Below are 11,284 nucleotides of genomic sequence, written 5' to 3'. Positions count from 1 at the left end.
GGCATGAAACCGTAAAGCCGGTCATGCTAAGCGCAGCCGAAGCATCTCTACCGCAGCACTAACTCTGATAAGTTGCGCGGTAAAGATAAAGATGCTTCGGCTGCGCTCAGCATAACCGCCTTTATTCCAACTGTCTCCAGAGTCTAGCTGGGGCTGAGTTGTTAGCTGGCGGCTTTCATCTCGGGCCAGGTCCAGTATTTTCGGGCCTTCACGCCGGCATAACCTGCTTGAAAAAAAGCTACCACTTCCTGTTCCATCGTCTCTGGCGAAATGGAGGAGGTGTAAATAGGCCGGCCATCGGGGTCGGCGTAGCGCTCGGCTTTGGTCAGCTTCTTGCCGGCCAGCCGCAGCAGCGGGCCGGTGTCGGTGATGCCGTCGGCGGCCCAGGTCCGGCCGCTGGTTTCGAGTTCGTTTAGCCGCTGCACCAAGGGGGCCAGCGCCAGACGCGGCAAGGTGGCCCGGCTTTCCAGGTCGACCCACGTCGTGTACTTGTATTCCAGCTCGTAGCGGTTGCCGTTGTACAGACTCAGTACGATGTCGAACCCGGCCGTTGGCCCAAACAGCGCATAGTACGGCAGCGGCTCCTGTGCTTCGATAGCAACCAAGCTAATTGCGGGATAGCTGCGACGCGGAGCCAGTTGCTTTTCCAGGGTTGCCACGGCCGTTTTTATCCGTTCGTACTCCGGCTGCCACGCTGCGCTGGCGTCATCGGGGTTTTGCAAAACGGCCGCAAAACGCGGCAGAAACCACGCAAACTTTTCAGCAGAAGCCTCGTCCTCGCGCCGGCGCCGGGCCGGCGCGCCGAACGGCTCGTAGAAGCGCGCCTTTTCCTCCGCATTCAGCCAACAAACCAGCTTCATGGCATCGTCGGCCAGCGGGTGCGCCCAGTTGACTTCCCGGAAATCGCCCAACACGGCCACCATTCGCAGCAACTCCTCGTGCTGCAAGGCCAGCTCCGGGTGCAGCAGGCTCCAAACCCCGACGAATCCGTCGACGTCAAAATGGTTGGCGGTTACGGCCTGGGCTGCTAGGCCCGGTGTTTCGGGGCGGTGCAAAGCCCGCAGGGCGGCCCCGGCGCTGGTGTCGTCGCGCAGCGCGGGTGGCGTGGCGGCGCCGCGCCAGTGGGCCAGCGTGAGGGCAGCCCCCAGCCCCACGCTGTCGACGACGATGGTGGGCTGCTGCCGAAGCTCGGCGAAAGGCACGAAATAGCGGTTCATGCGGCAAAGCTGCGTCGAAATTGCCTTTCCCGAACGCTGGAGCTCTTTGCCAGCGGCCGACTAGCGGCGGCCGCGCCGGTTGCTGATGCGCTCCACCCGCTGCTTCCGAATCCAGTGCAGGTAGGTTTGCAGCTCGTCGGCCTGGCGCAGGGATTCGACGGACGGGTAGCGCCGCGCCAGGTCGCGGTTGCTCAGAAAGCGGTGCACGCTGCTGTGGCAGGGTTGGCACAGGTCCACGGTGGGGCCGTAGCGGCCGCCCTCCTCGCGGGGCACCAGGTGGTGGCGCGAGGTGGCTTGCACCTCCCGCTCGCAAAGGCCGCAGTGCGGCGTGGCAACAGTGGTGGCGCTGGCCTCCGGCCAAGTAGATATGTGGGCACGCTTTCTCGCCATGGGCCGCAGAACAGGGGACGTAACGGTTGCTTTGGTGCTTCAATAAACACCACTTGGCTAGTGCAAGTTGCGCATTCAATTTCAGCACCCTATCTTGGCCTGTAGTGTGCTGACTCACGCTGTTTTATTAATTCCTTATTCTCATTATTTCTTCACCCCCTCTTCACCCATTTTCTTCTGTGATGATAACTGTACCCACATTATTTCCCACACAGCAGCCTTCTTGGGCGGCTCGGGTGGGCGGCGCACTGGTGGCGCTGTTGCTATTTGGCGCGGCTCCCTCGGCCCAGGCCCAAACCTGGATGGTGAGCACCACGGCCCAAATCAAACTCGGCATCTTAGATAAATACGGCCAGTTGGGCCCTTACACCGCCACTTTTGTGGTGCACAGCGAGAAAACCGGCAAAGACTACCTCTTGGTTAAGGAGCTGAAGCAGGGCCAAACCGGAATTGACGTGCTGTTTCCCACCGACCCTTCCGACCCGGACTATTTCAAGAGCGAAACCGGCGAAGCGGCCCAGGCCGCGCCTGGGCGTTACACCTGGGAGTGCCAGGTGAAGGGCGTGAAAGCCGTTGGCGGCCGGTTCGTCTTCCCCGAAGTGGGCAACGACGTCACCATCGTGAACAAGTAAGGCGGCACCCACCGCTTTTTACCGTCGAATTCAAGCAGAGCCCGGCCACGTGCCGGGCTTTTTTCGTTTAGGTAGCACGCCCGCTGCCGCTGGGCGCCCGTTGTGCTCACTTATTTTTCGTGTTCGTCGTGCCTCGTAAGTCCTTTCCCGAACTCATCAACAGCCCGGGCATGCCCGTCCTGGTCGATTTTTATGCTACCTGGTGCGGGCCCTGCAAAACCATGGCCCCCATTCTGGAGCAAGTGGCCGCCCAGCACGGCGGCAAGCTCCGCGTCATCAAAATCGACGTGGACCGCAACCAGGCCGTGGCCCAGCAATACCGCGTGCAAAGCATCCCCACGCTCATCCTGTTCCACCAGGGCAAGCCGGTGTGGCGGCAGGCGGGCGTGGTGCCCGCCGCCCAAATTGCGCAGGCCTTGCAGCCTTTTGTGGGCAAGCCGTAGTCATTGGGGTATCCGCCCGCGCGGAGCCCCGGGCAGGCAGCAAACTATCCGAAGAGGTAAGGCGTTGGGCATGACCGTACCTTTGCGCATCATCCGTTTGCTACCCTATGGTTTTTAGTACTTCTGCGCGTTACTTTTTATTGGTTTTATTCGTCGGGCTGGGTTGGCCCAGTGGGGCCTGGGCCCAGGATGCGGCCCGATTCACACTAAGCGGCACGGTGCGGGGCGCCCGGGGCGAAACCCTACCCGGTGCCAGTGTGGCCGTGCCCGCGCTGAACACCGGCACGGCGGCCGACTCCCTCGGGCGCTTTTCGCTGCTCCTGCCCGCCGGGCGCCACAGCATTGTGGTGGCTTTTGTGGGCTACCAGCAGCTCACCCGCGAGGTAAACCTAAACCGCAACCAACGCCTGTCCTTCACGCTGGAGGAAAGCGGCAACGAGCTGGGCGAAGTGGTGGTGGAAGGCTCCGTGACGCTGGAAGAGAAGCTCAAATCCACCCAAATGGGCGTCGAGCGCGTGAGCATTCGGGAGGCCAAGCTGCTGCCCGCTTTGTTTGGCGAAGTCGACATTCTGAAAACCCTGCAGCTCAAGCCCGGCGTGCAAAGTGGCGGCGAAGGCACCAGTGGCCTGTTTGTGCGCGGCGGCTCTTCCGACCAAAACCTGGTGCTGCTCGACAACGCGCTGGTCTACAACCCCAACCACCTGTTCGGCCTGTTTTCGGTGTTCAACTCCGATGCCGTGCAAAGCGTGGACCTCTACAAGTCGGGATTTCCGGCCGAGTTTGGCGGGCGCCTGTCGTCGGTGGTGGACGTGAAGCTGCGCGAGGGCGACCGGCAGCACTACGTGGCCACCGGCGGCGTGGGCCTGATTTCGTCGCGCCTCACCTACGAGGGGCCCATCAACAAGGGCAAGGGCTCGTTCATTGTGTCGGGCCGGCGCACGTATTTCGACATCTTCACCCGGGCGCTCAACAAGGCCAACGAAGGCAATGCCGAATACGACCCCATCCCCGACTACCATTTCTACGACCTCAATTTCAAAGCTAACTACCCGCTGGGCGAGAAGGACCAGGTGTTTCTGACTGGCTACCTGGGGCGCGACGTGTTCGGGTTCAACAGCCCGGGCGGGTTCGATTTTAACTTCAACTGGGGCAATACCGTGGGCGCATTGCGCTGGAACCACGTGTTTTCGCCCAAGCTGTTCGTCAATACCACTGTATCAGCGTCGGACTACCAGTACGACCTCACCAATCGGCTCGACCAGTTCAGCTTCGGGCTGGGCTCGCGCATCACCGACTACAGCGCCCGCACCGATTTCGAGTACAAACCCGACGACCGCCACGTGCTCAAGGCCGGCGCGCAGTTCACGCACCACAAGTTTGGCGTGGGCCGCTTGGATGCCAACTCCGGCGATGGCCGCGTGAACTTCGGCTCAGACATCAATTACTACGGGCTGGACGGGGCGGTATACGCCTCCGACAATTTCAAAGCCACCGACAAGCTGCAGCTGGAAGGCGGCCTGCGCCTGACCGGCTTTGGCAGCGGCAGCAACCAGTATTTCGGCCTGGAGCCCCGCGGCTCGGCCCGCTACTCGCTCTCCGACAACACGTCGCTGAAGGGCAGCTACGCCATGATGTACCAGTACGTGCACCTGGTGACGAACTCGGGCGCCTCGCTGCCCACGGACATCTGGTATCCCTCGCGCCTGTCGGTGAAGCCGCAGCGCTCGCAGCAAGTGAGTGGCGGCGTCAGCTTTCTGCTGGGCCAGGGCAAGTACTTGCTCACCAACGAGGTGTACTACAAGTGGGGCCAGAACCAGGTGGACTTCCGCGACGGCGCCCAGCTGTTTGTGAACCCGGAGTTGGACGCTGAATTCATCTTCGGCAAAAGCTGGAGCTACGGCAACGAGCTCTACCTGGAGAAGAAAACCGGCAAAACCACCGGCTGGATAGGCTACACCCTGGCCTGGAGCTGGCGCAACTTCCAGCCCCAACGCGGCACCACGGGCGTAAACTTCGGCCGGGATTTCCACCCGAACTACGACCGCCGCCACAACCTGACGGTGGTGCTGCTGCACAAGCTCAACGCCCGCATTGACCTCACGGGCAGCTTTATCTACACTTCGGGCAACCTGACGACGCTGCCGCTCGGCCGCTTTGGCGTGCAGGACATTCCGGGCTCCCGCACCGGCATCGACCCGCGCCCGGTGCCCATTTACCCCGACCGCAACTCCTACCGCCTCATCCCCTACCACCGCCTCGACCTGGGCGTGGTGTACAAAATTGGCTCGCGGCGCAACCAGGACCTGACCTTGAGCATTTACAACGCCTACAACCGCCGCAACGCCTATTTCGTGTTCTTCGAAACCCAGGAGGACCCCGTTACCGACGTCATTACCGGTTTCAAGGCCAAGCAGGTGTCGCTGTTCCCCGTCATTCCGTCGCTGACTTACAATTTCAAATTCTAAGCGTTGATGCCTGCTCCAAAACCGTCATGCTGAGCTTGTCGAAGCATCTCTACCGGGTAAGTAATCATTTACTCTCGCGGGCAAGATGCTTCGACAAGCTCAGCATGGCGTTCAAACTTTGATTTTATCGTGCTAATGCCAACCTTCACAAAAGCTTTTGCGGCCCTGTTGCCTCTTCTGGCCCTGGCCGGCTGCGGAGCGCTGCAAAACGACATCGACGTGCCGCTGCCCTCCTACACCAACGAGCTGGTGGTGGAGTGCTACCTGGAGCCAGGCAAAGTGCCGGCCCTCACCGTCACCTCGTCGGTGCCGTACCTGAACCCCGCCATTCCGCAGCTTCCCACCGACGTTACGGTTACGCTCACCATGCCCAATGGCACGGCTGTGCCCCTGCGTTTCGACCCCAACTACCAGGTGCTCACGGACACTGTCAGCGGCGAGAAGTTTCACACCCACATTGCCCGCGACCCGCTCGTGGCCCGCCCCGGCGACACGTTTACCCTGGAAGTGCGCGACACCAAAGGCCGCCGCGCCACCAGCACCACCACCATGCTGGCCCCCATTCCCATCGATTCGGTGGAGTATAAATTCAACGACAAAACCGGCTCGGAGCGCAAGGCCTACTTCCTCACCACGTTCCAGGACCCGCCCACGCCCGACGACTGCTACCGCCTGCAGCTGCACAAGGGTGACCCCGCCAAGAAGGCCCTGCTTCAGGAACCTGAGGTAGATAATTCTTTAAAAGACCGGCTGCTCAACGGCAAACCCTTCACGGTGGGCACCAGCTACCGCTTCGCTGCCGGCGACACCGTCACGAGCACGCTCTACCACACCGACGTGGCGTTTTACCGCTTTCGGCAGTCGGTGCGCGACGCCCGCAACGCCAACGGCAACCCCTTTGCCCAGCCGTCGGCCATCTACGGCAACGTGCAGGGCGGCATCGGCATTTTCTCGGTGCTGAGCCGCACGCGCATGACCAAGGTGGTGCGGTGATTTTTCCATACCTTGTGCAATGCTTACATCCCTGCGCGGCATATATGCGAACGGAACGGTTCACCTAACTGAGCCAGCTCCTCCTACCTCGGCTCCGGTAGAAGTGGTGGTGGTTTTTTTGGAATCAGATGAGCGGCGAGATTTTATTGTGCCGGCCAACGCGGCCGCTGATTTGGCTCAAACCCCTCCTCGCAGCGAACAAATGCTCCGCCTGCAGTCGTCGTGGCAGCGCGCACGGGAACTGGCGGCCGGCATGACAGGCCCCACCCTGAGCGAAGAAGTGCTGGCCGACCGCCAGGAGGGCAATTGAGGTGCGCGCGTTCCTAGACACTTCCGCCCTAGTGAAATTGTACGACCCCAACGAATCGGGAGTAGCGGCGCTGGAAAATAATTTAATTCCGGTGACTCGCATCGTACTCTCGCAGTTGGCGCGGGTAGAATTTGTCAGTGCCTTCCAACGCAAAGTGCAGCTTGGTGACCTACAGCCTCAGCAAGCTGCGGCCGTAGTAGCGGCTTTTTCTCAGGTGCAAGCTGAGTACGACTGGGTAGCGTTATCGGAACCAATACTTGCTCACGCAGCACATCTGTTGGTGGTGCATTCCAGTCTCCGTTTGCGCAGTCTCGACGCCATTCAGTTGGCCTGCGCGCTGGCTCCCGACAGTTCGACAAGCATATTCTTCTCCCACGACCAACGGTTAGTCAGCGCAGCGCAAGCCAGCGGCCTGCGCACGGGCTGACCGGTTGTGCTGCTATAGCCCCGCCACCACGGCCTTGACAAGCGCCGTGAGCCGGGGTTCAGCCACCGCGGCGGCGGCAAAAATATCGGCCAGCACCACCGGCTTGAGGTGGCCGGGCGCGCACAGGTCGGTGATAACCGACACAGCCAACACGGGCAGGCCCAGGTGGCGCGCGGCAATGACTTCGGGCACGGTGCTCATGCCCACGGCGTCGGCCCCGATGGTGCGCAGGTAGCGGTACTCGGCGGGGGTTTCGAGCATGGGGCCGGGCACACTGGCGTACACGCCGCGGCGCGTGGTGCCCGCTTGGCCCAGGGCGTGGGCGGCGGCTTCGGCCCGGGCCAGCAGGTCGGCGTCGTAGGGCGCAAACATGTCGGGGAAGCGCGGGCCCAGCTCGTCCAGGTTGGCGCCGATGAGCGGGTTGCCCGGCTGCAGGTTGATGTGGTCGTCAATCAACATGAGGTCGGCAATGTTGAAGTCGGGGTTCAGGCCGCCCGCGGCGTTGCTCACCAGCAGCCGCGCGATGCCCAGCAGCTTCAGCACGCGCACGGGCATGGCCACCTGTTGCATGGTGTAGCCCTCATAGTAGTGAAAGCGGCCTTGCAACACCGCTACTTTTTTGCCGCCCATGCGGCCCAGCAGCAGCCGGCCGGCGTGGCTTTCCACGGTGCTCAGCGGAAAATGCGGGATGTCGGCGTAGTTGATTTCGTGCTCAACCTCTACTTCGTTGGCCAGCGCGCCCAAGCCCGTGCCGAGGATGATGCCCATTTCAGGCTGGAAATGTTGGGAGTGAGCCTGGATGTAGGCAGCGGCTTCGCGGAGTTGTTGTAGCATCTTGATTAAAAATTCGCACGGAGTTAAAGGAGGGAAGAGGAGTTGCACAGGAGTTTATTCTCTCCGTGCAACTCCTCTTCCCTCCTTTAACTCCGTGCGAAATAAATTATTTAATGTCCAGCACGTAGGGCAGTTTCGCCTGCACGCCGCGCATTTGCATAAGCTGCTGGTATTGGGCGTAGGCCGGGTACAACGGACCTAACTCGGCTTTCATCGCCTTGGTTTTGGCTTCGTCGTCGTCGCTGCCGCCGAACATAGAAAGAATGTTCTCAAACTCCGATTTTTGACGCGGCAGGCGCTGCACGCGGTAATCATCGGCTTTGAGACCGGCACGGGCGGCGGCGAGTTGCAGGGCGTCGTTGTAGTCGCCCAGCACGTCCACCAGGCCGTTGTTTTTGGCCTCTATGCCGCTCCACACGCGGCCGGAGGCAATGCGGCGCAGGCGGTCCACGGGCATGCGGCGACCTAGCGCGGCTTTGGTGGTAAAGTCAGCGTAGATGCGGTCGACTTCGCCCTGCAGGGTGCGCTTCTCAAAATCGGTGAGGGCGCGCGTGATGGTGGGCAGGTCCGAGAACTTGCCGGTGCTCACCCGGTCCACCGTGATGCCCAGCTTATCGGCCAGCAGCGGCTGGATGTTGGGCAGCACGCCAAACACGCCGATGGAGCCCGTGATGCTGTTCGGGTGGGCCACGATGGTGTCGCAAGCCATGGCAATGTAGTACCCGCCGGAAGCCGCCACGTCCGACATGCTGGCAATGATTGGCTTCACTTTTTTGGTGAGCAGCACTTCGCGGTAGATGATATCGGAAGCGAGCGACGAGCCGCCCGGCGAGTTGATGCGCAGCACCACGGCCTTCACCTTGTCGTCGAGCCGGGCCTTGCGGATGGCCTCGGCGAACTTGGTGCTGCCGATGTTGTCGTCCGAGCCCCGGCCCGTCACGATGTCGCCCTCGGCGTAAATCACGGCAATACGGTTGCCGCTGGTGCTGCCTTCTTTTTCGTCTTCGCGCTCGCTCTCCGTGTATTCGCTCAGGCTCACCACGCTGGGCTTCTTGTTTTTGGCAATGCCTAGTTTGCCGCGCATGTAGTCCTGCACCTGGTCGAAGTAGCCGAGTTTGGTCACCAACTTAAGGCGCAGGGCGTCGGGGGCGTTGTGCACCAGCATCGAGTCGCTGATGACCTTGAGCCGCTCCGGCGCAATGCCTCTGGACTTCGCCACTTGGCTAATCAGGTGGCCGTTGATGGAATTCAGGAACGAAACGGTCTGGTATCGGGCCGAATCGGAGAAGTTTTCGCGGAAAAACGGTTCCACGGCGCTTTTGAACGAGCCTACCCGAAAGATGTAGGGCTGAATGCCGGCCTTATCAAACAGGCGCTTGTAGAACATCACCTCCGTGCTCAGGCCGTTGAACTCCAGCGTGCCCTGCGGGTGCAGGTAAATCTGGTTGGCGACGGATGAGAGGTAGAAGCTTTTCTCGGAGCACACTTCGTGGTAGGCCACCACAAACTTGCCCGACTTCTTGAAGTCCAGCAGCGCGTCGCGCACCTCCTCCAGCGAGGCCATGCCGCCCTGCACAATGTCAAGGTTCAGCAAAATGCCCTTGATGTCGTCGTCACCTTTGGCCCGGCCAATGGCTTCTTTCAGGTTGATGAGGCCGGTCGAAGCGTTGTTGCCGCCGAAGTTGAATTTACTGTCCCGCCCGCGCTCGGTTAGCGGCTCGTTCAGCTTCAGCTCCAACACCGAATTGGCCGCTACTTCCTTGGTATCGTCGGCACTAGCAGCGGCCCCGATAATGCCAACCAGCAGCAAAAAACCCAGAAAAGAAAAGGCCAGCAACCCCACAATGGTTGCGAGCACATATTTAAAAAATTGACCCATGGATGCAGAAGGTGATTTTACTTGGTAAATGTAGGCCGATGCCTTTTAAAACAGACGGTTTGGTCGTTGAGTTGCTTCATTCATCGTCTGCCGTACGTGAACATTACAGTTGGCAGCGTCCGCGCTATACAGCTAACAGGTGATTGGGTAAAAAGCCGTCATGCTGAGCGCAGCCGAAGCATCTCACCCGCAGAAGTAAGCAATACTAGTGTAGCAGTAGAGATGCTTCGGCTGCGCTCAGCATGACGTTCAAAAGTCTGACAACTTACTTATTACCTAGTACCGGCCGCCTAATACCCATACTTTTCGCCCCACCAGCCCCGCAGCCGCTCTTGTATCTTTTGCTCACTGAGGTTCTGGCCCGGGTCGTAGAAACGGGTGCCGCTAAGGGCTTCGGGCAGAAATTCTTGCTCTTCAAAGTTGCCTTCGCCGTTGTGCGAGTAGGCGTATTCCTTGCCATAGCCAAGCTGTTTCATGAGGCGCGTGGGGGCGTTGCGCAACGGCACGGGCACAGGGTAGACGCCGTTGGCCTTTACCTCAGCCTGCGCTGCCCTAATGGCCATGTAAGAAGCGTTGCTCTTGACCGAAGTGGCCAAGTACACCACGGTTTGGGCCAGAATGAGGTCCGATTCGGGCAAACCAATGACGGTGCAGGCCTGAAAGCAACTGGTGGCCAGCATCAGCGCGTTGGGGTTGGCGTTGCCGATGTCCTCGCTGGCCAGAATGAGCATGCGGCGGGCAATGAATTTCACGTCCTCCCCGCCTTCGAGCATCACGGCCAGGTAGTAAAGGGCCGCGTTGGGGTCGGAGCCGCGCATGCTTTTGATGAAGGCCGAAATGACGTCGTAGTGCATCTCGCCGCCTTTGTCGTACTTGGCCAGCGGGCGCTGGGCCACCTGCTGCACCACGGCATCAGTGACCTGGACCACGCCCTTTTTGTCGGGCGGCGTGCTTTGCACCACGATTTCCAGGAGGTTGAGCAGTTTGCGGGCGTCGCCGCCGCTGAGGGCCAGCAGGGCGTGGTCTTCTTTTAGAACAACCTTTTTCTGCTTCAGCGCCTCGTCTTCGGTCAGGGCTTTGTTCACCAGCCCGCGCAGGGTTTCGGCACTCAGCGGTTCCAGCACGTACACCTGGCAGCGCGAGAGCAACGCAGGAATCACCTCAAACGACGGGTTCTCGGTGGTGGCCCCAATCAGGGTGACGGTTCCGTTCTCCACCGCGCCAAGCAGGGCGTCCTGCTGCGCCTTGCTGAAGCGGTGAATTTCATCAATAAAGAGCACCGTGCCCCGCTGCCGCTTGGCTTTGTCGATGACGTCGCGCACGTCCTTCACGCCCGCATTAATGGCGCTCAGGGCCGAAAACGGCTGTTTTAGCTCGCTGGCCAGCAAGTGCGCCAGGGTGGTTTTGCCCACGCCAGGCGGGCCCCACAGAATGAGGCTGGGCAAGCGGCCGGCGTTGAGGTATCGGCGCAATACACCGGTTTCGCCCACCAGGTGTTGCTGGCCGGCGTAGTCGGCCAGGCGGCGCGGGCGCTGCCGCTCGGCCAGGGGCGCGTCGGGGCCAGGCGCGGGCATCGGGGTGAAAGCGGCGGGTTCGTCGTCGGGAAAGAGAGAAGCCATAAGTAGCGCGAACTTTGTAGCTCGCGTCCCCGCGCCGATTCAACGGTTGCGAACGGCGCGGGGACGCGAGCTACA

Annotated in this window: 11 protein-coding genes; 6 read left to right on the top strand and 5 right to left on the bottom strand. The window is 60.9% G+C overall.

Annotated elements, in window-relative coordinates:
- Positions 1 to 161: 161 nt before the first annotated feature.
- The gene (locus tag VF629_RS21390) at positions 162 to 1,217 is read right to left on the bottom strand and encodes a DUF6687 family protein (RefSeq protein WP_331060545.1); all 1,056 of its coding nucleotides are present in this window, start codon (positions 1,215 to 1,217) and stop codon (positions 162 to 164) included.
- Between the two features lie 60 nt (positions 1,218 to 1,277).
- Entirely contained in the window at positions 1,278 to 1,607 is a 330-nt protein-coding gene (locus VF629_RS21385) for an HNH endonuclease (RefSeq protein ID WP_331060544.1), read from the bottom strand.
- Positions 1,608 to 1,789: 182 nt separating this feature from the next.
- Here VF629_RS21385 and VF629_RS21380 point away from each other — a divergent pair, with 182 nt between their 5' ends.
- From VF629_RS21380 to VF629_RS21355, 6 genes are all read left to right on the top strand, one after another.
- A complete protein-coding gene (locus VF629_RS21380; protein WP_331060543.1) occupies positions 1,790 to 2,239 on the top strand; it encodes a hypothetical protein in 450 nt (149 codons plus the stop codon).
- A 128-nt stretch (positions 2,240 to 2,367) separates the two neighbouring features.
- Positions 2,368 to 2,682 carry a thioredoxin gene (gene trxA, locus VF629_RS21375; RefSeq protein ID WP_331060542.1) on the top strand — a complete coding sequence of 105 codons (315 nt, stop codon included), beginning with the start codon at positions 2,368 to 2,370 and terminating at the stop codon, positions 2,680 to 2,682.
- 140 nt (positions 2,683 to 2,822) lie between these two features.
- A complete protein-coding gene (locus tag VF629_RS21370; RefSeq protein ID WP_331060541.1) occupies positions 2,823 to 5,147 on the top strand; it encodes a TonB-dependent receptor in 2,325 nt (774 codons plus the stop codon).
- Positions 5,148 to 5,282: 135 nt separating this feature from the next.
- Positions 5,283 to 6,140, top strand: a complete 858-nt coding sequence (locus VF629_RS21365) for a DUF4249 domain-containing protein (RefSeq protein WP_331060540.1) — start codon at positions 5,283 to 5,285, stop codon at positions 6,138 to 6,140.
- A gap of 19 nt (positions 6,141 to 6,159) precedes the next feature.
- The gene (locus VF629_RS21360; RefSeq protein WP_331060539.1) at positions 6,160 to 6,450 is read left to right on the top strand and encodes a hypothetical protein; all 291 of its coding nucleotides are present in this window, start codon (positions 6,160 to 6,162) and stop codon (positions 6,448 to 6,450) included.
- Between the two features lies 1 nt (position 6,451).
- Positions 6,452 to 6,877: a type II toxin-antitoxin system VapC family toxin gene (locus tag VF629_RS21355; protein WP_331060538.1), complete on the top strand. Its 426-nt coding sequence runs from the start codon at positions 6,452 to 6,454 to the stop codon at positions 6,875 to 6,877.
- Between the two features lie 12 nt (positions 6,878 to 6,889).
- On the opposite strand, the gene VF629_RS21350 is transcribed toward VF629_RS21355, so the two are convergent.
- The 3 genes from VF629_RS21350 to VF629_RS21340 form a co-directional block, all read right to left on the bottom strand.
- Entirely contained in the window at positions 6,890 to 7,711 is an 822-nt protein-coding gene (locus VF629_RS21350; RefSeq protein WP_331060537.1) for a purine-nucleoside phosphorylase, read from the bottom strand.
- 106 nt (positions 7,712 to 7,817) lie between these two features.
- A complete protein-coding gene (gene sppA / locus VF629_RS21345; protein ID WP_331060536.1) occupies positions 7,818 to 9,590 on the bottom strand; it encodes a signal peptide peptidase SppA in 1,773 nt (590 codons plus the stop codon).
- Positions 9,591 to 9,880: 290 nt separating this feature from the next.
- Positions 9,881 to 11,164: a replication-associated recombination protein A gene (locus tag VF629_RS21340; protein ID WP_331060573.1), complete on the bottom strand. Its 1,284-nt coding sequence runs from the start codon at positions 11,162 to 11,164 to the stop codon at positions 9,881 to 9,883.
- Positions 11,165 to 11,284: the final 120 nt, after the last annotated feature.

This window comes from Hymenobacter sp. (assembly GCF_036388155.1).
Lineage (GTDB): Bacteria > Bacteroidota > Bacteroidia > Cytophagales > Hymenobacteraceae > Hymenobacter.
The sequence above is the reverse complement of the archived record's forward strand: the minus strand, read 5'-3'. Positions and strand labels throughout refer to the sequence as shown.